This is a genomic window from Streptomyces sp. NPDC088812, from assembly GCF_044750285.1.
GTDB lineage: Bacteria > Actinomycetota > Actinomycetes > Streptomycetales > Streptomycetaceae > Streptomyces.
In genome coordinates this window covers 160,904-183,282 of sequence record NZ_JBIVJP010000001.1, presented here as the reverse complement: position 1 = coordinate 183,282, position 22,379 = coordinate 160,904, and the positions used below count along the sequence as shown (strand labels likewise).

Genomic DNA, 22,379 nt, shown 5'->3' with positions numbered 1-22,379 from the left:
AATCCATGCCCATCACGAAGCGCCGTCGCCTCGTGGCCACCGCCCTCGCCATCGCGCTCGGCGGTACCGCACTCGCCGCCTGCGGCTCGTCCGACGACAGTGAGACCGAGTCGGGTCCGGTCTCACTGACGTACTGGACCTGGACGCCCGGCATGGACAAGGTCGTCGACCTGTGGAACAAGGGCCAGGGCAAGAAGGACCAGATCACGGTCACGGTGAAGAAGCAGGCGTCCGGCGACTCGCTGATCACCAAGATCCTCACCGCGCACAAGGCCGGCAAGGCGCCCGACCTGGTCCAGGTGGAGTACCAGTCGGTGCCGACGCTGGTCAGCAACGACGCGCTCGCCGACATATCGGGTGACGTCGGCGACGCGAAGGACAAGTTCGCCGAGGGCGTGTGGCAGCAGACCACGCTGGGCACCGACGCCGTCTACGCGGTGCCGCAGGACATCGGCCCGATGATGTTCTACTACCGCGAGGACCTCTTCAAGAAGTACGGCCTGACGGTCCCGACGACCTGGGAGCAGTTCGCCGAGACCGCCCGCGCGCTGAAGAAGAAGGCGCCCGACGTCGACCTCACCACCTTCTCCGCCAACGACTCCGGTCTCTTCGCGGGCCTCGCCCAGCAGGCCGGCGCCCAGTGGTGGACCACCTCCGGCGACAAGTGGCAGGTCGGCATCAACGACGCGGCCACGAAGAAGGTCGCCGACTTCTGGGGCGGCCTGGTCAAGGAGGGCGCCATCGACAACCAGCCGATGTACACCCCGGCCTGGAACAAGGCGCTCAACACCGGACAGCAGATCGCCTGGGTCTCCGCCGTGTGGGCGCCGGGCACGCTGACCACCGCCGCGCCCGACACCGCGGGCAAGTGGGCCATGGCCCCGCTCCCCCAGTGGTCGCAGAGCGAGAACGTCACCGGCAGCTGGGGCGGCTCCTCCGTCGGTGTCACCACCGACTCGAAGCACAAGGAGGCCGCGGCGAAGTTCGCCGCCTGGCTGAACACCGACGGCGACGCGCTCAACGCGCTGGCCAAGGAGAGCGGCATCTACCCGGCCTCCACCTCCGCCCAGCTCAGCGGCGCCTTCACCACCCCGCCGGCCTACTTCTCCAACCAGGCGGACTTCTACACCGTGGCCGCCGACATCGCGAAGACCACGGCCCCCTCGGCCTGGGGCCCGAACGTGAACGTCGCCTACACGACCTTCAAGGACGCCTTCGGCGCCGCCGCCAAGAACAAGTCGGACTTCTCCGCCGCCCTGGACGAGATGCAGGCCGCCACGGTCGCCGACCTGAAGAAGCAGGGCTTCGAGGTCTCCGAGTGACCAGCGCACACCGGAAGTCGTACGGGGTCAAGGGCGCCCCGTACGCCTTCCTCCTCCCCGCCACGCTGCTCTTCGCCCTCTTCTTCGCGCTGCCCATCGGTTACGCGGTCTGGCTCAGCTTCCACAAGGTGAAGGTCTCCGGGCTCGGCCTGGGCTCCGGAGCCCGGAAGGAGGTCTGGGCCGGCCTGGAGAACTACACCGCCGCCTTCACCGACAGCGAACTGCTGGACGGCGCGCTGCGCGTGCTGGGCTACGGCTGCATCGTCGTCCCGGTGATGCTGGGTCTCGCCCTGGTGTTCGCGCTGATGCTCGACTCCGAGAAGGTGCGGCTCGCCCCGTTCACCCGGCTCGCGATCTTCCTGCCGTACGCCATCCCCGGCGTGGTGGCGGCGCTGCTGTGGGGCTTCCTGTACCTGCCGGACGTCAGCCCCTTCTACTTCGTGCTCGACCGGCTGGGCCTGCCGCAGCCGGACCTGCTGGACGGCGGTCCGCTCTACCTCGCCCTGTCGAACATCGCGGTCTGGGGCGGCACCGGCTTCAACATGATCGTCATCTACACCTCGCTGCGGGCGATCCCGGCCGAGGTGTACGAGGCGGCGAAGCTGGACGGGGCCACCCCGTTGCAGGTCGCGCTGCGGATCAAGATCCCGATGGTGGCGCCCTCGCTGGTGCTCACCTTCTTCTTCTCGATCATCGCCACGCTCCAGGTGTTCAACGAGCCGACCACCCTCAAGCCACTCACCAACTCCGTGTCGACGACCTGGAGTCCGCTGATGAAGGTGTACCGGGACGCGTTCGCCACCGGTGACGTCTACGCGGCGGCCGCCCAGGCCGTGATCATCGCGCTCGCGACGCTGCTGCTCTCCTTCGGGTTCCTGCGCGCCGCGAACCGCCGCAACAAGCAGGAGGCAGCACGATGAGTTCTCTTGCCGTACGAAAGGCCCCTTCGGCGGCCGGCACGACCGGCGCCGCCCAGGGCCGCCCGCCGCTGCGCCGCCGCATCGCGCTCGTCCCGACGATCACGCTGCTGCTGGGCGCGCTCTACTGCCTGCTGCCGGTGGCCTGGGTGGTGATCGCGTCCACCAAATCGGGGCGCGAGCTGTTCTCCACCTTCACCTTCCTGCCGGGCACCGGCTTCGCCGACAACCTCAAGGACCTCAACGCCTACCGCGACGGCGTCTACTGGGAGTGGATGGGCAACTCCGCGCTCTACTCCGGTCTCGGCGCCCTGCTGTCGACGTGCGTGTCCGCGCTGAGCGGCTACGCGCTGGCGACCTACCGCTTCCGCGGCCGCGAGACCATCTTCAACGTGCTGCTCGCGGGCGTGCTGATGCCGCCGGTCATCCTCGCCGTCCCGCAGTACCTGCTGCTGGCGCAGGCGGATCTCACGGACACCTACTGGTCCGTGCTGCTGCCGCAGATCCTCTCCCCGTACGGCGTCTACCTCGCGCGCATCTACGCGGCCGCGGCGGTGCCGGGCGACGTGGTGGAGGCCGGCCGGATGGACGGGGCGAGCGAGTGGCGGATCTTCACCCGGATCGCGCTGCCGATGATGGTCCCCGGACTGGTGACGGTGTTCCTGTTCCAGTTCGTGGCGGTGTGGAACAACTTCCTGCTGCCGTACATCATGCTCGCCGACGACGAGAAGTTCCCGATCACGCTCGGTCTGTTCACGCTGCTGGAGCAGGGCTCGAACCAGCCCGCGCTGTACACGCTGGTGATCACCGGCGCGTTCCTCGCGGTGTTGCCGCTGGTGGCGCTGTTCCTGGTGGTCCAGAGGTTCTGGAGCCTCGATCTGCTGTCCGGCGCCGTAAAGTCATGACCATGAGCAATACGGGGGGCCGGCGCAGACCGCCGACGATCCACGACGTGGCGCGCGAGGCGGGTGTCTCACGGGGCACCGTCTCGCGCGTGCTCAACGGCGGCCACTACGTCAGCCCTTCCGCGCAGGAGGCGGTCAACGCCGCGATCCGCAAGACGGGTTACGTGGTGAACCGGCACGCGCGCTCGCTGATCACCGGGCGTTCGGACTCGGTCGGCTTCCTGCTGACGGAGCCGCAGGAGCGGTTCTTCGAGGACCCCAACTTCAACGTCCTGCTGCGCGGCTGCACCCAGGCGCTGGCCGCGCACGACATCCCGCTGCTGCTGATGCTGGCCGGGACCGAGGACGAGCGGCGGCGCATCACGCGGTACATCACCGCGGGGCACGTCGACGGGGTACTGCTGGTCTCCAGCCACTCCGGGGACCCGGTCGCCACCGAGCTGCGCGAGGCGGGCGTGCCGCTGGTGGCGTGCGGCAAGCCCATCGGGCTCGGGTCGAAGGTGAGTTACGTGGCCGCCGACGACCGCGACGGCGCCCGTGACATGGTGCGCCATCTGGTGGCGCTCGGCCGCCGCCGGATCGGCGTCGTCACCGGCCCGCAGGACACCCCGGGCGGTGTGGAGCGGCTCGCCGGCTACCGGGAGGTGCTCGCCGAGGCGGACATCGCCTTCGACGAGCGGCTGGTCGTCCCCGGCGACTACAGCCGGGCCAGCGGGGAGGCCGGGGCCGAGCGGCTGCTGGCCCGGGTCCCCGACCTGGACGCGGTGTTCGTCGCCTCCGACCTGATGGCGCAGGGCGTGCTGGCCGCGCTGCGGCGGGCCGGCCGGCGGGTCCCGGAGGACGTCGCGGTCGGCGGCTTCGACGACTCGCCCGCCGCGACCGCCGCCAGCCCGACCCTCACCACCATCCGCCAGCCCTGGGACCGGATCAGCAGCGAGATGGTCCGCGTGCTGCTCGCCCAGATAGGCGGCGAGGACCCCGCCGCGGTGATCCTGCCGACGGAACTGGTCCAGCGCGAGTCGGCCTGAGCCGGGTGAGCCTGGCTGAGCCGGGTGAGCCTGGCTGAGCCGGGCGGATGCGAGGTGATCCGACGTTGCGCCCGCACTAGTTGCACGGTAAACGAACAGCGTCTTCGGTGTTACCGTGCGGGTATGGCAGCTAAGACGGCCGGGGCGGGCCTCGAGGAGCGGTGGCGGGACATCCTGGGGGTGCACGCGCGCACGACGTGCGAGATCGACCGCGTGCTGCATCCGCACGGACTCGGCGCGAGCGACTTCGAGGTGCTCGACCTCCTCGCCGCGAAGGCACCCCGGCAGGGCGACCAGTGCCGTGTGCAGGACCTGGTGGAACAGGTGCACCTCAGCCAGAGCGCCCTGTCCCGCCTCATCGGCCGGCTGGAGAAGGACGGCCTGGTGGAACGCTCCGTCTGCGTGGAGGACCGGCGCGGGGTGTGGGTCGCCCTCACCCGCAAGGGCCGCGACCTGCACGCCGAGGTGCTGCCGCTCCAGCGGGAGGTGCTGGAGCGCATGCTGGGCGGCTGAGCGCATGCGTCCGGCGGGCCGCCCGGCGCCGCCGTACGAGTTCGGGCGTTCTCGGCGCCACCGCACCCCGGGCCCGTCCGGGGTGCGGGGTCAGGCCGGTTCGGGGCCCGTCCTCAGCCGTCCACCTCGTACTGCCCGACCTCCAGGAAGTACCGCAACTCCTCGGGGGTGCCGTCGATCACCTGTTCGGCCGCCGCGCGCAGGGCGTCGCTGATGGTCGGGTCGGCAAGGATCTTCGAGACGGCGACGCGGTCGTCCTCGGCCTGGGCGAGGCGGAGGCCGGTCGACAGGAACAGGCTCCGGTCCTCGGCGGTGCCGCTGAGAGCTTTCTGCGCCTCCCTGAACACAGCCGTTCCGATGTCGGGGTCGGCCAGCAGCTTCGAGATGGCGAAGGAGTTGTCCTCGTCCTGGGCGATCCAGCGCCCGGTCTCGAGGAAGTACCGCAGGTCCTCGACGGTGCCGTCGAGCGCCTCCTGAGCCTCCCGGCGCACACCCTTCCCCGAGCTGGGGTCCGCCAGGATGCGCGCGACCTCGACACGGAGGTCGTCCTCCGACATCGAGTCGTACGGCGACTCCGTGTCCGCGGCCGTCGCGGCGGACGCGGTGACCGTCGTGGCGGACGCCTCGGCGGCCGAGGACGGCGCCGAGAGCAGTAGGGCCGGGGCCAGGGCTCCGGCGGCCAGGACGAGTGCCGTGCGGGTCGGTCTCATGGGGTCCCCCGTCGAACGGAGAGGCGCTGGCTGCTCCTCGTCGGCCCAAGATCCTTCCAAGGGCGAGCGGTGCGGCACAAGGCGTTTTACCGCCGGTCAGTGGCGTGATCTGGTGCGTGCACGGCTCGCCGAGGCGCGGGCGACGGTCCGTGTCCCGCGTGACGGTCGGTCTCCGGTTCCGAGGTGAGCGGCGACGGCGGGACTGCAAGAGGGCGGGACTGCAAGAGGGCGGGCGCCCTGTCGCCGCCGGGGCCGAGGGTGCGAGCGAGCGACGTGGGGCGGTGGCGGAGACCGGGCCGTGGACGCGGGGGGCCGAGGGCGAGGCACCCCTTACCCACGCGGTTCGCACAGGCGGGCCGGACGGCCGGACAGACGGGCAGGGGGCGAGCGCGCGGCCGAGGTGATCGCGGCTTCCCTGCGGTGGCGTCGTCATCGGCGGGCGACAGGCGGGCACGCGCGAGCGGCCGCGGTCGGCCGAAGGTCAGTGCACCCCCCGGCCCACGCGTCTGCGGCCGCGGCCGCCGATATGCGGTCCGCGGGGACGCCCGGCCTCGGCAGGGGCCGCTGCTCACCGCGCCAGCAGGGTGCGCACTCCCTCCGAGGTGAGCGTCAGCGGGTGGTCGCCCGCCGCGTCGATGGAGAGCGACAGCTCGCCGTCCGGCCACTGCGCGGCGAGCGCGCCGAGCGGTACCAGGCGGTAGCGGTCGATCCCGGGCAGCAGGTCGGCCATCTCCGGTTCGGAGGTGAACACGGGCACGACGGGCGTGCCGCCGGGCTGCTCCAGCACGGGCAGCGCCAGCGTGCTGGGGTTGGTGACGTCCTCGTCGGTGGCGTCGTCCGGCACGGGCACGAGCACGTCGCAGTGCGCGAGGGTGTCCAGCGCGGTGGCGTCCCCGGTGTCCCGGGCCAGGGCGTCCAGCGCCTGCGCGGCGGGAGTGGCGTCGGGCTCGTGGGCGGGTGTCTGCATGACAGCTCCCCGGATAGCGGCGGTCGGACGGCCAGGTCCGGGCGGACATGCGTCCGGACCCGGTCCGGCCTCGCGTACCCGGCCCACGGGAGCTCAACCGTGGCGACGCCCTGTCGGTGTCCGGGAGTGCGGTCTGTGGGAGTACGGTCTCCGGGAATCCGGGCGCGGGCTCACCCCGTCCGCAGCAGTTCCGCGATCGTCGTGACCCGGACCAGCGGCCCGTAGAGGTCCATGACGTGCAGGGCCTCGGCGTGCGAGGCGTCGTCGGCACCCGCGCAGGCGTCGGCGACGACCAGCACCTCGGTCCCGGCGTCGGCGGCGGCGAGGGCCGTGGACAGCACGCAGCGGTCGGTGCTGACGCCGGCCAGCACGAGCCTTCCCTCGTGCGCCGTGCGCGCGGCGAGACGCGCGGTCCACTTCCCGAACGTGGGGGCGTCCAGCACGTCACGGGCCAGGGGGGCGAATTCGTCGACGAGGCGCCACAGGGGCGCGTTCGGGGGCTGCCGGGCGAACGGCCAGCGCTCGTAGTAGGCGCGCCAGGCGCCGGTGGGCTCCCGGGGCGCGACGAAGCGGGTGAAGACGACGCGGTCGCCGAAGGAGCGCAGCAGCCGTCGTACGCCTGCTGCCGCCCCGGCGAAACGGGGGACCGCCCAGGGGCTCGCGGGGTCGGCGAAGACGTGCTGCATGTCGATGACGGTGAGCAGGCCGGCCGGGGTCATCCGCACGTCGCCACCTCCCTGCCCGGACCCCGGCCTCCCGCGCACGGACCCCGGTCTCCCGCACACGAACGCCGCCACCGGCCGGTGCGGGGGTGCCGAGGTGCGCCGGTGAGGGTGTCGGCGTGGGGGTCGTCCGTCATCGTCGGCCTGTCTGTTCGGTTCCTGTCGGTCACCGTCTCGTCGGTCGCCGGTCCTGTCGGTCGCCGGTCCTGTCGGTCGCCGGTCCGCCGGGGCTGCCGGTCGGGCCGGTGCGACGGTCTCCGGTCTCCCGGTCTCCCGGTCTTTCGGTCCCCCGGTCCGTCGGTCCCCCGGTCCGTCGGTCCGTCGGTCCGTCGGTCCGTCGAGCCTGCCGGTCCGCCGGTCGTATCGGTCCCGTCGGGTGAGGGGCGCGCGGGTCGTGGTCACCCGTCACACTCCTACCCGGCACGGCCCGCCGTCGATCCATGCCATGGCGGCGGTGAGCCGGTACCGCCGGCGGAGATCAGCCGGACGGCCGGGCTCGGCACGGACGAGACGCAGGCCCTGCTCGACGACCTGACCCGGGTCCACCGTGTGGTGACCGAAATGGCCGCACCGACCGGCCGGACCTGGGTCCGCGGTTCGGGACCACGCCGCGGCTGTGAGCCCGGTCGCACCCCACCCCCACGCCGCCGCCCTCCCCCTCGGAGCCCAACCACCTTACAGATCAGCGAAGTTGAGCAGACAGCCGCTCCGTCGTCGACTCCACGGCAGCACCCGAACGTGCGGCCGGGCGGTCGGGCGCTTGAAGGGCCGGATCATCAGCGGGTTAGCATATGAGCGCCACCTAGCTCGAAAGAGATACCTGTGACTGTCAACGAGGACTCGTTCACCAACTGGAAGAACCGCGAGGAGATCGCGGAGTCGATGATCCCGATGATCGGCAAGCTCCACCGGGAGCGGGACGTCACGGTCCTGCTGCACAGCCGCTCCCTGGTGAACAAGTCGGTGGTCAGCATCCTGAAGACCCACCGCTTCGCCCGGCAGATCGCGGGCGAGGAGCTCTCGGTCACCGAGACGATGCCCTTCCTGCGGGCCCTCACCACGCTCGACCTCGGCCCGTCGCAGATCGACATCGGCATGCTCGCCGCGACCCACCGGGCCGACGACCGCGGTCTGTCGGTGGACGAGTTCACCGCCGAGGCCGTCGCCGGCGCCACGGGCGCCGAGAAGATCGACCGGCGCGAGCCGCGCGACGTCGTCCTCTACGGCTTCGGCCGCATCGGCCGCCTCGTCGCCCGCCTGCTCATCGAGAAGTCCGGCTCCGGCAACGGTCTGCGGCTGCGTGCCATCGTCGTACGCGGCGGCGCCGGGCGGGCCTCCGAGGACCTCGTCAAGCGCGCCTCGCTGCTGCGGCGCGACTCCGTCCACGGCCAGTTCCAGGGCACCATCACCGTCGACGAGGCGAACAACAAGATCGTCGCCAACGGCAACGAGATCAAGGTCATCTACGCCGACGACCCGACCACGGTCGACTACACGGCGTACGGCATCAAGAACGCCATCCTCATCGACAACACCGGCAAGTGGCGCGACCGCGAGGGCCTCTCCCAGCACCTGCGGCCCGGCATCGACAAGGTCGTGCTGACCGCGCCCGGCAAGGGCGACGTCCCCAACATCGTGCACGGCGTCAACCACGACACGATCAAGCCGGACGAGCAGATCCTGTCCTGCGCCTCCTGCACCACGAACGCGATCGTGCCGCCGCTGAAGGCGATGCACGACGAGTACGGTGTGCTGCGCGGTCACGTGGAGACCGTCCACTCGTTTACCAACGACCAGAACCTGCTGGACAACTACCACAAGGCTGACCGTCGCGGCCGTTCCGCGCCGCTCAACATGGTCATCACCGAGACCGGTGCCGCGTCCGCCGTCGCCAAGGCGCTGCCCGACCTCGAGGCGCCGATCACCGGCAGCTCGATCCGGGTCCCGGTGCCGGACGTCTCGATCGCGATCCTCAGCCTGCGGCTCGGCCGCGAGACGACCCGCGAGGAGGTCCTCGACCACCTGCGCGAGGTCTCCCTCACCTCGCCGCTCAAGCGTCAGATCGACTTCACCACGGCCCCCGACGCGGTCTCGATGGACTTCATCGGCTCGCGCCACGCCTCGATCATCGACGCCGGCGCCACCAAGGTCGACGGCGACAACGCGATCCTCTACCTCTGGTACGACAACGAGTTCGGCTACTCCTGCCAGGTCGTCCGCGTCGTCCAGCACGTCTCCGGGGTGGAGTACCCCACCTACCCGGCGCCGAGCGCCTGACCGACGGTCCGGCCCGCCCGGTCGGGGGCGGGCCGGACAAGGCCCCTCAGGCCGACGCCGTCTCCGGGCGGCCCGGCGCCGACCAGTGGGTGTGGAAGGCGCCGGGGCGGTCGGTACGGCGGTAGGTGTGGGCGCCGAAGTAGTCGCGCTGCCCCTGGAGCAGCGCGGCGGGCAGGCGGTCGGCGCGCAGCGTGTCGTAGTGCGCGAGGGCCGCGGAGAACGCGGGGACGGGGATGCCCCGCCGGGCGGCGGAGGCGACGGTCTCCCGCCACGGCACCTGCGCCTCGGCGATCTCGGTGGCGAACCGCTCCTCCGCGAGCAGGCTGATCAGCTCGGGGTCGGCGGCGTACGCGGTGCGGATGCGGTCCAGGAAGGACGCGCGGATGATGCAGCCGCCGCGCCAGATCCCGGCCACGGCGCCCAGGTCGATCTTCCAGCCGAACTCGCCCGCCGCGTCCTGGATCATCTTCCAGCCCTGGTCGTAGGCGATGACCTTCGACGCGTACAGGGCGTGCTCCACCTGCGAGGTGAAGCGCGCGGCCTCCGTGCGGCTGAGCGGGGAGGCGGTGCCGCCGGGCAGTCCGGCGTAGGCGGCCCGCAGGTCGCCCTGGCCGGAGACGGCGCGGGCGAAGGTGGCCTGGGCGATGGCGGTGACCGGCGAGGCCAGGTCCAGTGCCGTCTGCACGGTCCAGCGGCCGGTGCCCTTCTGCCCGGCGGCGTCCGCCACCACGTCCACGAACGGGGCACCGGTGGCGGCGTCGGTGTGGGCGAGGACCTCGGCGGTGATCTCGATCAGGTAGGAGCCGAGCCGGCCCTCGTTCCAGGTACGGAAGACGCCGGCGATCTCGGCCGGGGTGTATCCGGCGACCTGGCGCAGCAGGTCGTACGCCTCGGCGATGAGCTGCATGTCGGCGTACTCGATGCCGTTGTGCACCATCTTGACGAAGTGCCCCGCCCCGTCGGTGCCGACATGGGCGGCGCAGGGCTCGCCGCCGACCCGCGCGCTCACGGACTCGACCATCGGGCCGAGCACGGCGTAGGACTCGGCGGAGCCGCCGACCATGATCGACGGCCCGTTGAGCGCGCCCTCCTCGCCACCGGAGACGCCGGCGCCGACGAAGTGGATGCCGCGCTCCCGCAGGGTTTCCTCACGTCGGCGGGTGTCGGCGAAGTGCGCGTTGCCCCCGTCGATGATCATGTCGCCGGGCTCCAGCAGCGGGGCGAACTCGTCGATGACCGCGTCCGTGACGGCACCCGCCTGCACCATGATCATCACACGGCGGGGGCGTTCCAGCGCGGCCACGAACTCCTCGGCCGACTCGGCCGGGACGAACGCGCCCTCGTGCCCGAACTCCTCGACCAGCGCGCGCGTGCGGCCCACGCTGCGGTTGTGCACGGCGACCGTGTGGCCGTGGCGGGCGAAGTTGCGCGCGAGGTTGCGGCCCATCACGCCGAGGCCGGTGACGCCGATGGCAGCGGTTGCGTTCATGAGGTACGTCCCTTGTATCGGTGGCGCGGTCGGGGCGGGCGGCCCCTCGTGCCACCAGGTACGGCCCGCGGGACGGTTCTTCTCGATGCCGGGCCGAAGACGTCGGCCCGACCGGCCGCAGGACCGGGCGGCGGGGGCCGACGACGTATGCGCCGTCGGCCGCGGCAGCTTCAGCGAGCGCCCTTCTGCCGGTTGCTTCGGCTGCCAGGAGGGCCCAGTCCCGGTAGTCGGCCACGATCCGGCCCAAGGCAACCGGCGGTCGATCCGGGAGCCTCATCCGGCGCGATGCGGCAGTCGGCAGGGGCACGTCCGGTCGTCGGCGCTGTGGTGCGCTGTCCGTCGTCTCGCCCAGCCGGTGCCCAGTCAATCGGTCAGCTCATCTGCCGACGGGCTCGCTTCACCTCGCGGTCGATGGCCCAGGCGTCCGCGACCGGTCCGAGGTGGCCGAGCTTGTCGGGATTGATGACCGCGCGGATGGTCTGGATCTGCCCGTCGAGCACCTCGAGGGCCAGGGCATGCAGGATCTTGCCGTCCCGGTCACGGAAGATCGCGCCGGGCTGGCCGTTGATCTCGTGCGGCTCGAACGTCACATCGATCCGGGTCATCAAGGGGAAGACCGTGCCCAGCACCCGGGCCACGTTCACCACGCCCATGACGGCCTTGGCCAGCTGCGGGGCCTTGCCGCCGCCATCCCCGACCAACTGCACGTCGGCGGCCAGCAGATTCTGCAACCCGCCCACATCCCCGTTCTTCAGCGCGCCGAAGAACCGCGTCGCCAGCTCCTGCCGCTCCTGCCGGTCCGCGGCGAACCGCGGCCGCCCAGCCTCCATATGCCTCCGCGCCCGCACCAGCAGTTGCCGGCATGCCGCCTCCGACCGCCCCACCGCCGCGGCGACCTCGCCGAACTCGAAGGCGAACACCTCCCGCAGCACGAACACCGCCCGCTCCAGCGGGCTGAGCCGCTCCAGCAGCAACAGCGCCGCCATCGACACCGAGTCGGCCAGCTCCACCGACCGCGCCGGATCCTCATACGGATCGCTCAGCAGCGGCTCGGGAAACCACGGCCCGACGTACTCCTCGCGCCGCACCCGTGCGGAGCGCAGCACATCGATCGCGATCCGTGTCACCGTGGCCGACAGGAAAGCCTTGGTCGACGTGGGTCGGGTCGATGAGCCGTCGAAGCGCAGCCACGCCTCCTGCACCGCGTCCTCGGCCTCACCCACACTGCCCAGAATGCGATAGGCGATCGAGAACAGCAGCGGCCGTAGCTCCTCGAACTCCTCGACCTTGCCCATGCCGGATCCCCTCCTTGAGCCCGCCCACCTGGCTGTACGCGTGGGCACAGCCGGCTTCTTGTGATCAGCGGGACCACCGGCAGGCCAGAGTAGTGCCCCGACACCGGGGGCCCGGTGGCCCGCAGCCGGGCCCCGAGCCAGTTGCTGATGCCGCTCAGTGGAACTGCCCGACCTCGTACGTGCCGGCCGGCTGCCGGGTGATGATGTTCAGCCGGTTGACCGAGTTCATGAAGGAGATCAGGAACACCAGGGCGGTGAGCTGCTCCTCGTCGTAGTGCTTCGCGGCGTTCGCCCACACCTCTTCGCTGACCCCACTGGCCGCGTCCGCGACCCGGGTCCCCTGCTCCGCCACCGCCAGCGCGGCACGCTCGTCCTCGGTGAAGACCGTGGCCTCCCGCCACGCCGCGACCAGGTTCAGCCGCACCGAGGTCTCGCCGGCAGCGGCGGCCTCCTTGGTGTGCATGTCGAGGCAGACGGCACAGCCGTTGATCTGGCTCACGCGCAGCGCCACCAGCTCCTGCGTCGCGGCCGGCAGGGGCGAGTCCTTGAGCGCCTTGCCCGCCGACATGAAGTACTTGAGGGCCTTGCCGGCGGTCGGGCCGGCGAAGTAGTTCAGTCGCGCGTCCATGGTGTGCTCCTCCGTGGTCGTCAGTGGCTACACCCCCGAGACGAGGTGACCCGGCACCCTGTGACACGGACGAATGTGACCTGCGTCTCCCCGTTGGCGGCGAGCATCAGCCGACGAAGCACTTCAGCACCCGATCGTGCCATCCATGATCCTGAGTCTTCCGGCTCGGCGCCACCCGCCACGGCCACTTGATGAACCACTCGTCCCACGCCCGACGTTGCTGTCCACGGCCGGCCCCGGACGACCGGACGTTCGGCCACAGCACGTTGCGAGGACGCGTAGCTGACACTGTCAGCAACACGAACCGCAGCGCCCCGCCCTCCTCACCCGCCTCCCCCGCTCCCCCGCCGCCGTCGGGGCCGCGGACGTCGCCGGTTTGAGGAGAAACCGCCCGTTCGGGGGCGGTCGGGCCGGGGCATGCTCGCCTGCGGGGGTGGCCGTCGCCGTGCGGTGACGCACCGTGCACCGGGCAGGCGGCTCTGGAACGAGGGGGAAGATTCCGTGGCGTGGACGAGTGAGGAGTTCGGTTCGTCCCACGAGGGCATCGCCGGCGCGGTCCTCGCCGACGGCAGCGAGCCCAAGGCGGTGCTCCTGGACTTCGGCAGCGGCGCCGACGGCGGGCTGGAGACCAGCGAGTGGTGGGCGTACGACGGGCGGCTGCGCCGTCCGAGGGCGGCCGGCTACCGCGCGGCGTGCACGTGCGGCTGGCGCGGCGAGACCCGGCCGATCGACTGGGAGCGGGTGCCGGAGGACCGGCCGTACGACCTGGACACCGGGCCCGCCCACGGCGACTGGGCCGAGCACCTGCGCGCCGTGGAGCGACGGACCGTACCGCTCCCCGACGAGCTCACCGACCTGATCGACCGGCTGGAGGACCATCTGGTCACACTGGTGGACCAGGCGCCGGTGGCCGCCCTGAGAGCGGTGACCGCGCTGGAGCGCCTCCTTCCCGGCATCGGCCGGGAGGCGGCGCAGGCGGTCCGGGACGACGAGCTGTCCTGGGACTCGGTCGGCACCGCGCTGGGGATCGGCCCGGAGCGGGCCCGTTCCCTCCTCACCCGCTATCTGCTGCATCGCTGAGGCCCTGGGCGGGCGGGGTGGTGATGCCCACCCCGCCGTGCCGGGGGCAGGGGCGGTGCCGGGGGCAGGGGCGGTGCCGGGGGCAGGGGCGGTGCCGGGGGCAGGGGCGGTGCCGGGGCGGTGCTGAGACAGAGGCGGCGCCGGGGCGGTGCTGAGACAGAGGCGGCGCCGGGGCGGTGCTGAGACAGGGGCGGTGCCGGGGCGGTGCTGAGACAGGGGCGGTGCCGGGGGGCGTGCGTGGAAGCCGTCCGTCGGGGGCCGGCGCCGGTCGCTTCGGTCACGGCCGGGCCGGATGTGGCCGAAGCCACGCCGCCGGGGAGGGTCCGGCCATGTCGGTCCGCGGGGGCCGCGGGCTACCGTTTTCCTTCAGCCTTTCCCCGTACCCGTTCGGACGGCCTTCAGTGCGCGCAGACCTCTCCCCCCTCATCGCGGCGACCTCCCAGTGGCTGACGCGGGCCTATCCGGCCTCCGGCGGAGCGCTGGCCTCCGCCCTGTGCGAGGTGCAGGCGCGCCAGGCGGTGACCGTCGCCGCGTGGCTGCGGTACCCGACCGTGATGGACGCGGCGCTGGTCGGCATGGCGGGCCCCGGGGGCTCGGGCCGGCTGGACTGGATCAGCGGGACGGACGGCCGGGACGGCGAGGAGGAGGGGGAGGAGGCCTGGCGCAGCTGGGTCGACGAGGTCGTGGCGAGCTGGGCGGCCTGTCTCCTCACCGACCCGGAGCTGGCCGCGCTGGCCGTGGCCGGCCTGGACGGCGGTGACCACACGACCGGCATCCCGATGGAGTTCCGCCGTCTGGTCGCGCCCGACGCCCGCGACCGCCAGGCGGCGGCCCTGCTCCGCCACCCCGACCTCCTCGCCCCGGTCGCCCACCTGCACCGGGACCAGCTGCTGCACCTCCTGGGCCCGGGCCAGGCCCTCATCGCCTGAGCACGACGGCGGCCCGACGCGAGACGCCCGGGCCGGACGAGGTTTCGTGCCGACAGGGCGTACGGCTCCCCCGCGCACCGCGCCCACCCGAGCAAGTGCGGTGTCCGCTGCGCGGTCGCCATGAGATGCGACACGGGCTCACGGGATACGACACGCTCGGCGTCCGCCGGGAGGCGACCGTGCCGGTCGCAGCCGTCGACGAGCGGCTGTGACCGGGAGGCCCCGGCGACCTCAGGCAGCCGCCCCCAGGGCCTCGCGACGTGTCAGCTCCTCGCCCGGTGCCGCGAGGGTCACCGTCCGGGTGGTGCGGCGGGCGCGCAGCAGGAAGCCCGATCCGATCGTGCCGGCGATGAGGAGACCGCCCGCGGCGAGGGCGCCGCGGGCGCCGGCCAGTTCCATGAGGAGGCCGAGGGCCGGCGGACCGCCCAAGCTCCACACCGTGCCGATGCTGCTCCACACACCGAGCACGCGTCCCCGCAGGTGGGCCGGCGGGTCGGTCTGCAGGACGGCCGTACCGGCGGTGTCGGAGACGGACTCCACCACGGCCATGGGCAGGACCATGATCAGCAGAATGGTCAGGGACGGCGACAGACCCGCCACCACCTGGAGCAGCCCTCCCGCGGCGGCCAGCGCGCCCACCACCCGGACCGAGGGCTTGCGCAGCCGGGCGCCCAGGACCGCGCCGACGATGCCGCCGACGGCGAGCACGGTGGAGACCGTGCCGAAGGCACCCGGACCGCCCGCGAGCGGTCCGGTGACGAGGACGGCGAGGGTGAGCCCGTAGTTCCGTCCGAAGACGCTGCTGACCCCGGTGATCGAGGCGAGGGCGACCAGGCGCGGCCGGGTGGCGAAGAAGCGCAGGCCTTCCCGCACGGTCAGGTCGGCACGGTGGCCCGTGCCGCGGTCGTGACGGTCGGCGGCACGCCCCTCGCGCTGGGACGGGACGACGGACCGGCCGGCGTCCGCGCCGCCGGCAGCGCCGGGCGCCGGGCGAAGGAAGGGGATGACCGCCGTCACGAAGAGGAACGACAACCCGTTGGCCCCGTACGCGGCCGCCGTGCCGAGGAAGCCCACCGTCACACCGGCCAGCGCCGTGCCGGCGAGCCGCCCCGCGTTGTAGACCAGCGCCCCGACGCCGATGGCGGACGGCACGTCCTCCCGGGGCACGAGGTCATTGCCCAGCAGGGAGCAGGCCGGTCCGTCGACGGTGGCGATGGTGCCGGTCAGAGCGGCCAGCACCAGCAGGGAGGTCATGTCGAGCCGGTCCAGCGCGACGAGCACGGCCGTGGTGAAGGCCACGGCGCCCAGGAGCGCCTGGCTGACCGCGGCCGTGAGCTTGCGCGGCCAGCGGTCGACGGCCGCGCCGCCCAGCAGGCTCATGAAGAGGGCGGGGGCGGCCTGGACGGACATGGACAGACCGGTCGCGGCGGCGGAACCCGTGATCTCGAGGACGAGCAGGTTCTGGACCGTGAGCTGCATCCAGGTGCCGGCGTTGGACATGAAGTTCGCCACCGACCACCAGCGCATGCTGCGGTACCTCAGGGACCGCCATGGCGAGCGCGACGCCTTCCCGGCGGAGCCGGGGGCAGAGGCAGGAGTGCCGGGGGCGGAGGCAGGGGTGGTGTGCGGGGCAGGGGAGGGCGCGGAGGCGGAAGACACAGTGCGGTACCCGAGGGGCGAGGCGGTGGTCACAGGGGCGGCGGAACCGGGGAACGCCGGCTGCGCTGCGCGGCCACTCCACCTAGTCGGTTACGGCGCGGACCATCGTGGCAGACGGGGCGGGCCGGACGATGCCGGCACCCCCCGCGGCACTCCCGCCGGGAACCCCAAGTCGCCCTGGCAGCGGGGTGGTTGCCGGGTCGAGTGTGGTTGCTCACAAGCCCGTGGGCGCGCCCCGCGCGCCCACGGGCCGGTCACCGCGCCACGGGCCGGTCACCGCGCCACGGGCCGGTCACCGCGCCACGGGCCGGTCACCGCGCCCCAGCGCACATGGGGGCGCCGACCCGTCCGCCACCGCGCCGACGGGTCCCCCACCGCGCCGATGGGTCCGCCACCGCGTCGCCCCGTCCCCCGCCGCGCCGATGGGTCAGTCGCCGTGGCGACGGACCCGGGGCGTCGGCGCGCGCTCGGGGGCCGGTCTCAGCTCTTCTTGCCCCGCCCGGTCAGCGCGTCGCGCATCCGGTCGACAAGGCCGACGCCCGGGGCCAGCATCTTGTTGGCCGGCGGCTTGTCCGGAGCGGCCGGGTGGGGCCGCGTCGGCGCCGTCTTCTTCGCCTGGCGGACCTTGTCGCCCAGTTCGTCGAGGGCCTCCGGGGAGCACGCGGCGCGCAGCCGGGGGAAGAGGTTGCCCTCCTCGTCGGCCACGTGGTCGCGGATCTCGGTCATCAGCATCCTGATCAGCCGGTCGAACTCGGGGTCGTCCGCCTCGCAGCCCTCGAGGTCCTTCATGATCTGCTCGGCCTTGGCGTGGTCCTCCAGCTCCTTGTCGGCGATGGCGTCCCCGCCGGGTACGTGCTCACGCACGGCCGGGTAGAGGTAGGCCTCCTCCGCCACCGAGTGCCGGACCAGCTCCATCGTCACCTGGTCCGCCCGCAGCTTGCGGTCCTTGTGTCCGGACGGCAGCGCCTCGATCTTGCCGAAGAGTTCCTCGACCTCACGGTGATCGGTCACCAGTTCGTCGACGACGTTCCCACCATGACCCATGTCCTTCACCTCCAGCCTGGGCACGACGGCTCCGGTCGGACCCGCCTCGGGCCGAGTGCCCCGCGGTGCCGGGCCGACACCCGGGTCGTGACCGGTTCGTGCGGGCGGACAGGCCGTGGTGCCGGTCGGTGCCGGTCGGTGCCGGTGCCGCTGGGTCAGGAGTCGCGCACCGGCGGTGCGTGAGCACAATAGGAGTCAACGTGTGAAAGCTACTGGCACGGAGACTCCGTGCCGGTGCCGTCGGGAAAACGGCGGTCAGGCCGGGAAGGTGCTGCGATCGGCGGCAGGAACCGTCCGGCCCGTGCCCTCCCTGTCGTCACTGCGTCGCATGCCGCACCGGACCCCGTTGCGCTGCTCAGCGTCTTCCGGATGCGGCTGAAGGGTGTCCCCCATGACCGAAGCCACCTCATCCCTGCCCTGGCGCCGCGCCGTGGTCACGGGCGGTGCCGGCTTCCTCGGCAGCCACCTGTGCGAGCGGCTGCTGGGTTCGGGAGTCGAAGTCGACTGCGCGGACAACCTGGTGTCGGGTTCACGCGTGAACGTCGCCCACCTCCAGGACCGCCCCGGTTTCCGGTTCGTGGAGTGCGACGTCTCCGCGCCGGACTGCGCCGACCGTCTGGCCGGGCCCTACGACGTGGTGCTGCACTTCGCCTGTCCCGCCTCCCCCGCCGACTACCTGCGGCTGCCGCTGGAGACGCTCGACGTGGGCAGCCTGGGCACCCGCGCCATGCTGGCCGTCGCGGAGCGCGACGGGGCCCGCTTCCTGCTCGCGTCGACGTCCGAGGTGTACGGCGATCCGCTCGTGCACCCGCAGCGCGAGGACTACTGGGGCAACGTCAACCCGGTCGGGCCGCGCAGCGTGTACGACGAGGCCAAGCGGTTCTCCGAGGCCCTGGTCACCGCCCATGTGCGGGTCCGGGACGCCGACGCCGGGATCGTACGCCTGTTCAACACCTACGGGCCGCGCATGCGGGCCCACGACGGCCGCGCCGTGCCGACCTTCGTCTGCCAGGCGCTGGCCGGCGAGCCCCTCACGGTGGCGGGCGACGGCAGCCAGACGCGTTCCCTGTGCTACGTCGACGACACGGTGGACGGCATCCTGCTGGTCGCCGCGAGCCACTCGGTGCGGCCCGTGAACATCGGCGGCACCGACGAGGTCACGGTCCGTGACCTCGCCCGCCGGGTGGTGGAGCTGACCGGGTCGTCCTCCCGCATCGAGTTCGTCGACCGCCCCGTGGACGACCCCCAGCGGCGCCGCCCGGACACCACCCTCGCCCGGGAGTTGCTGGGCTGGGCGCCGAAGGTGCCCTGGGAGGAGGGGATCAAGCACACGATCGCCCACTTCGCCGCGACGCGGCCGCCGGCCCGGGAGCCGGCACCGCAGGTCTGACGTCGTCCCCCCGACGCCTTCCCCCACGCCGCCACGGAGGCACTGCATGCGTGTCCTGGGTATCAACGCCCTCTTCCACGATCCCGCCGCCGCCCTCGTCATGGACGGCAGGATCGTGGCAGCGACGGAGGAGGAGCGCTTCAGCCGCCGCAAGCACGGCAAGCGGCCGCTGCCCTTCTCCGCCTGGGAGCTGCCCGAGCTGTCCGCCCGCTGGTGCCTGGACCGGGCCGGGCTCGACCCGTCCGAACTGGACGCGGTCGCCTACTCCTACGACCCCGAACTCGCCCGTCCCGCCGACCGGCTGGGACTGCACGACCCGTGGGACCACCTGCGCCAGGACTACGCGCGGCGCGCCCCGGAGTTCCTCGCCGAGGCCCTGCCCGGACTCGACCCGGCCAAGGTCCGCTTCGTCCCCCACCACGTCGCCCACGCCGCCTCGGCCGGCCAGGCCTCCCCCTACCCGGACTGTGCCGTCCTGGTGCTCGACGGCCGCGGCGAGTGCGGCTCCCACCTCGCGGGCCGCTACGCGAACCGTGAACTCACCGTCCTGGACTCGCAGTCGCTGCCGGACTCGATGGGCCTGTTCTACGAGGACCTCACCCAGCACCTCGGATTCCTGCGCTGCAGCGACGAGTTCAAGGTGATGGCCCTCGCCTCCTACGGAGAGCCGCGCTTCCTCGACGCGTTGCGCGCGTACGTCGGGCTGGACGGCCGGGGCGGCTTCCGGGCCCGTACCGTGCCGTGGGCCTCGCTGGTGGCGCCGCGTCCGGCGGGCGCCCCGTGGACGCGGGACCACGCCGACCTCGCCGCCAGCGCCCAGGCGTGCCTGGAGGAGGTGCTGCTCGGACTGGCGCGCCGGCTGCACGAGCGCACCGGTGAGGCCGTCCTGACGCTGGCGGGCGGGGTGGCGCTCAACTGCGTGGCGAACACCCGGCTGTACCGGGAGGGGCCGTTCGAGCGGGTCTGGGTGCAGCCGGCGGCCGGCGACGCGGGCACGGCGCTCGGCGCCGCCCTGCACGTCGCCCACCAGAAGGAGACGGTGGAGGCCATGCCGACGGCCGCCCTGGGCCGCGGCTGGAGCGACGCCGAGCTGCGCGCCTGGCTGGAGCGGGCGGCCGTCCCCTACGAGGAGCCCGACGACATCGCCGAGACCGTCGCCGAGGAACTGGCCCGGGACGGTGTCGTGGCCTGGTTCCAGGGCCGCAGCGAGTACGGCCCCCGGGCGCTCGGTCACCGGTCGCTGCTGGCCCACCCCGGGCGGGCGGAGAACCTGGAACGCCTCAACGCGGTCAAGGGGCGGGAGGAGTTCCGCCCGGTCGCCCCCATGGTGCTGGCGGAGCGGGCGGCGGAGTTGTTCGACGGGCCGCTGCCCAGCCCGTACATGCTGTTCGTGCACGACGTCGCCGCCGAGTGGCGGGAGCGGATCCCGGCCGTCGTCCATGTGGACGGCACGGCGCGGATCCAGACCGTGGACCGGGCCGAGGAACCCCTGGTGGCCCGGATGATCGAGGGGTTCGAGCGGCGGACCGGGCTGCCGGTGGTGGTCAACACCAGCCTGAACACCGCGGGCCGGCCGATGGTCGACGATCCGCGGGACGCCCTGGAGTGCTTCGGGTCGGCGCCGGTGGACCTGCTGGCGCTGGGGCCGTTCGCCGTCCGGCGGAAGAAGGTGTTCGCATGAGGGACGCGTCCGGGGCTCCGGGCGCCCCCGTGCCCGGCGCCCCCGCGTACGCGGTGGTCGTGCCGACGGTCGGGCGGCCGTGCCTCGCCGACTGTCTGCGCGCGCTCGCCGCGGCCGCCGGTCATCCGCCCGAGGAGGTCGTCGTGGTCGACGACCGCCCGGAGCCCGTCGGCGGGCTGCCGCTGGAGGCGGCCGGCGTCCTGCGCGAGCGGGTCCGCTGCCTGCGCACGGGCGGACGCGGTCCGGCGGCCGCCCGGAACGCGGGCTGGCACACGGTGGGCACCCCGTGGACGGTCTTCCTCGACGACGACGTCCAGGTGCTGCCGGACTGGTCCCGCCGCCTCGCCGAGGACCTCCGGGCGGCCGGTGCGACGACCGGCGGCGTCCAGGGTCGGTTGACCGTCCCCCTGCCCTGGGACCGCAGGCCGACCGACTGGGAGCGGGGCACGGCCGGGCTGGAGCGGGCCGCCTGGGCCACCGCCGACATGGCCTACCGGACGGCCGCGCTGGCCGCCGTCGGCGGCTTCGACGAGCGGTTCCGGCGGGCCTTCCGTGAGGACGCCGACCTGGCGCTGCGCATGCGGGAGGCCGGCTGGACCCTGCGGCGCGGCAGCCGCACGACCCGGCACCCGGTCCGCCCGGCCGACCGCTGGGTGTCGGTGCGGGCCCAGCGCGGCAACGCCGACGACGCCCTGATGAACCGGCTGCACGGCCGCGACTGGTGGGGCCGCGCCGAGGCCCCGCGCGGGCGGCTCCCCCGGCATGTGCTGGTGACGGCCGCCGCGCTCGCCGCGACCGCGTGCGCGGCGGCCGGCCGCCACCGCGCCGCGGGCCTGGCCGGCGCCCTGTGGACGCTCGGCACGGCCGAGTTCGCCCTGGCCCGGATCGGCCCGGGGCCCCGCACCCGCCACGAGATCGGCACCATGCTCGCCACGAGCGTGCTCATCCCGCCGCTCGCGGTCGGGCACTGGCTGCACGGCACGGTGCGGCACCGCGGGGCCGTGCCGGTGGGAGGCCGGCCGTGAAGCGGGCGGTGGCCGTCCCCGCGGCGGGACCCGGCGCGCACCGCCCGGTGCGGCTGCGCCCGGTGCGGCTGCGCCCGGTGCGGCTGCGCCCGGTGCGGCGCCGCGTCCTCGTCGGCGCCGTCCTCTTCGACCGGGACGGCACCCTCGTCGAGGACGTCCCCTACAACGGCGACCCCGGCCTGGTACGCCCGATGCCCGGCGCCCGGGAGGCCCTCGGCCTGCTGCGGGCGCGTGGCGTCCCGACCGCGGTGGTCAGCAACCAGTCGGGCATCGGCCGCGGGCTGCTCACGGACGCCGACGTCCGGCGGGTCAACGAACGGGCGGACGCCCTGCTCGGCGGCCTGGACGCCTGGGTGTACTGCCCGCACCTGCCCGACGACGACTGCGCCTGCCGCAAGCCCCGGCCGGGCCTGGTGATCGAGGCGGCGCGGCGGCTGGGCGTGGCCCCCGGCGCCTGCGTGGTGATCGGCGACATCGGGGCCGACGTCCTGGCCGCCCGTGCGGCGGGCGCCCGGGCCGTCCTCGTCCCCACCCCGGCGACCCTGCCCGCGGAGATCCGCACGGCCCCCCTCACCGCCCCCGACCTGCTGACGGCGGTCCACCTGATCCTGACGTGCGGTGCCCGGGCGGACGCCCCTGCCCGCGCCCCGACGGCGACGGGGGACCCGCCCACCGAGGCGCACGACGCCCGGCCGCCCCGGACCGCCGGGTCCCGGGACCACACCCCGGCCCAACCCACCGAGGCACATGGCGACCGGCCATCCCCGGCTGCCGGGGCGCGGGACCACACCCCCGCCC

19 protein-coding genes and 1 pseudogene are annotated in these 22,379 nt (G+C 73.3%); 12 read left to right on the top strand and 8 right to left on the bottom strand.

What is annotated here, in order from left to right; genetic code table 11:
• The first annotated feature begins 5 nt into the window (after window positions 1-5).
• The 5 genes from ACIP67_RS00835 to ACIP67_RS00815 all read left to right on the top strand — a co-directional run bounded on the left by ACIP67_RS00835 (window position 6) and on the right by ACIP67_RS00815 (window position 4,685).
• Window positions 6-1,322 carry an ABC transporter substrate-binding protein gene (locus tag ACIP67_RS00835; RefSeq protein ID WP_401685337.1) on the top strand — a complete coding sequence of 439 codons (1,317 nt, stop codon included), beginning with the start codon at window positions 6-8 and terminating at the stop codon, window positions 1,320-1,322.
• Window positions 1,319-2,242 (top strand): carbohydrate ABC transporter permease, encoded by a 924-nt coding sequence (locus ACIP67_RS00830; protein WP_401685335.1) that lies wholly within the window; start codon window positions 1,319-1,321, stop codon window positions 2,240-2,242. The genes ACIP67_RS00835 and ACIP67_RS00830 overlap by 4 nt, the downstream gene beginning before the upstream one ends.
• Complete coding sequence (locus ACIP67_RS00825; protein WP_401685332.1) at window positions 2,239-3,144, top strand: carbohydrate ABC transporter permease; 906 nt, start codon at window positions 2,239-2,241, stop codon at window positions 3,142-3,144. The genes ACIP67_RS00830 and ACIP67_RS00825 overlap by 4 nt, the downstream gene beginning before the upstream one ends.
• Complete coding sequence (locus tag ACIP67_RS00820; RefSeq protein WP_401685329.1) at window positions 3,141-4,172, top strand: LacI family DNA-binding transcriptional regulator; 1,032 nt, start codon at window positions 3,141-3,143, stop codon at window positions 4,170-4,172. The genes ACIP67_RS00825 and ACIP67_RS00820 overlap by 4 nt, the downstream gene beginning before the upstream one ends.
• Window positions 4,173-4,295: 123 nt before the next feature.
• Window positions 4,296-4,685 (top strand): MarR family winged helix-turn-helix transcriptional regulator, encoded by a 390-nt coding sequence (locus ACIP67_RS00815; protein WP_385068878.1) that lies wholly within the window; start codon window positions 4,296-4,298, stop codon window positions 4,683-4,685.
• 113 nt (window positions 4,686-4,798) lie between these two features.
• On the opposite strand, the gene ACIP67_RS00810 is transcribed toward ACIP67_RS00815, so the two are convergent.
• The 3 genes from ACIP67_RS00810 to ACIP67_RS00800 all read right to left on the bottom strand — a co-directional run bounded on the left by ACIP67_RS00810 (window position 4,799) and on the right by ACIP67_RS00800 (window position 7,081).
• Window positions 4,799-5,395 carry an ALF repeat-containing protein gene (locus tag ACIP67_RS00810; protein ID WP_401685326.1) on the bottom strand — a complete coding sequence of 199 codons (597 nt, stop codon included), beginning with the start codon at window positions 5,393-5,395 and terminating at the stop codon, window positions 4,799-4,801.
• A 568-nt stretch (window positions 5,396-5,963) separates the two neighbouring features.
• Window positions 5,964-6,362 carry an SseB family protein gene (locus tag ACIP67_RS00805; protein ID WP_389516082.1) on the bottom strand — a complete coding sequence of 133 codons (399 nt, stop codon included), beginning with the start codon at window positions 6,360-6,362 and terminating at the stop codon, window positions 5,964-5,966.
• Window positions 6,363-6,532: 170 nt separating this feature from the next.
• Window positions 6,533-7,081, bottom strand: a complete 549-nt coding sequence (locus ACIP67_RS00800; RefSeq protein ID WP_401686748.1) for a cysteine hydrolase family protein — start codon at window positions 7,079-7,081, stop codon at window positions 6,533-6,535.
• An 825-nt stretch (window positions 7,082-7,906) separates the two neighbouring features.
• On the opposite strand from ACIP67_RS00800, the gene ACIP67_RS00795 reads away from it, so the two are divergent.
• A complete protein-coding gene (locus ACIP67_RS00795) occupies window positions 7,907-9,361 on the top strand; it encodes a glyceraldehyde-3-phosphate dehydrogenase (protein ID WP_401685323.1) in 1,455 nt (484 codons plus the stop codon).
• A gap of 46 nt (window positions 9,362-9,407) precedes the next feature.
• Here ACIP67_RS00795 and gndA read toward each other — a convergent pair whose 3' ends face one another.
• From gndA to ACIP67_RS00780, 3 genes are all read right to left on the bottom strand, one after another.
• The gene (gndA, locus tag ACIP67_RS00790; RefSeq protein WP_401685320.1) at window positions 9,408-10,850 is read right to left on the bottom strand and encodes an NADP-dependent phosphogluconate dehydrogenase; all 1,443 of its coding nucleotides are present in this window, start codon (window positions 10,848-10,850) and stop codon (window positions 9,408-9,410) included.
• 371 nt (window positions 10,851-11,221) lie between these two features.
• On the bottom strand, window positions 11,222-12,145 hold the full coding sequence (locus tag ACIP67_RS00785; protein ID WP_401685317.1) for an RNA polymerase sigma-70 factor: 924 nt from the start codon (window positions 12,143-12,145) through the stop codon (window positions 11,222-11,224).
• 154 nt (window positions 12,146-12,299) lie between these two features.
• Window positions 12,300-12,773: a carboxymuconolactone decarboxylase family protein gene (locus ACIP67_RS00780; RefSeq protein ID WP_401685314.1), complete on the bottom strand. Its 474-nt coding sequence runs from the start codon at window positions 12,771-12,773 to the stop codon at window positions 12,300-12,302.
• A 501-nt stretch (window positions 12,774-13,274) separates the two neighbouring features.
• Here ACIP67_RS00780 and ACIP67_RS00775 point away from each other — a divergent pair.
• Both ACIP67_RS00775 and ACIP67_RS00770 read left to right on the top strand, forming a co-directional pair.
• A complete protein-coding gene (locus tag ACIP67_RS00775) occupies window positions 13,275-13,853 on the top strand; it encodes a hypothetical protein (protein ID WP_401685311.1) in 579 nt (192 codons plus the stop codon).
• Between the two features lie 401 nt (window positions 13,854-14,254).
• Entirely contained in the window at window positions 14,255-14,782 is a 528-nt protein-coding gene (locus ACIP67_RS00770) for a hypothetical protein (RefSeq protein ID WP_401685308.1), read from the top strand.
• Window positions 14,783-15,013: 231 nt separating this feature from the next.
• Here ACIP67_RS00770 and ACIP67_RS00765 read toward each other — a convergent pair whose 3' ends face one another.
• Both ACIP67_RS00765 and ACIP67_RS00760 read right to left on the bottom strand, forming a co-directional pair.
• The gene (locus ACIP67_RS00765) at window positions 15,014-16,309 is read right to left on the bottom strand and encodes an MFS transporter (RefSeq protein WP_401685305.1); all 1,296 of its coding nucleotides are present in this window, start codon (window positions 16,307-16,309) and stop codon (window positions 15,014-15,016) included.
• Between the two features lie 612 nt (window positions 16,310-16,921).
• Entirely contained in the window at window positions 16,922-17,485 is a 564-nt protein-coding gene (locus tag ACIP67_RS00760; protein ID WP_401686745.1) for a hemerythrin domain-containing protein, read from the bottom strand.
• A gap of 391 nt (window positions 17,486-17,876) precedes the next feature.
• Between ACIP67_RS00760 and ACIP67_RS00755 the strand changes: the two genes are divergently transcribed.
• The 4 genes and pseudogenes from ACIP67_RS00755 to ACIP67_RS00740 form a co-directional block, all read left to right on the top strand.
• The gene (locus ACIP67_RS00755; protein ID WP_401685302.1) at window positions 17,877-18,875 is read left to right on the top strand and encodes an NAD-dependent epimerase/dehydratase family protein; all 999 of its coding nucleotides are present in this window, start codon (window positions 17,877-17,879) and stop codon (window positions 18,873-18,875) included.
• 46 nt (window positions 18,876-18,921) lie between these two features.
• Complete coding sequence (locus tag ACIP67_RS00750) at window positions 18,922-20,556, top strand: carbamoyltransferase (RefSeq protein WP_401685300.1); 1,635 nt, start codon at window positions 18,922-18,924, stop codon at window positions 20,554-20,556.
• Window positions 20,553-21,581 carry a glycosyltransferase family 2 protein gene (locus tag ACIP67_RS00745; protein ID WP_401685297.1) on the top strand — a complete coding sequence of 343 codons (1,029 nt, stop codon included), beginning with the start codon at window positions 20,553-20,555 and terminating at the stop codon, window positions 21,579-21,581. The genes ACIP67_RS00750 and ACIP67_RS00745 overlap by 4 nt, the downstream gene beginning before the upstream one ends.
• A gap of 83 nt (window positions 21,582-21,664) precedes the next feature.
• Window positions 21,665-22,195, top strand: a pseudogene (locus ACIP67_RS00740) (D-glycero-alpha-D-manno-heptose-1,7-bisphosphate 7-phosphatase); the annotation flags it as partial.
• Window positions 22,196-22,379 lie beyond the last annotated feature (184 nt).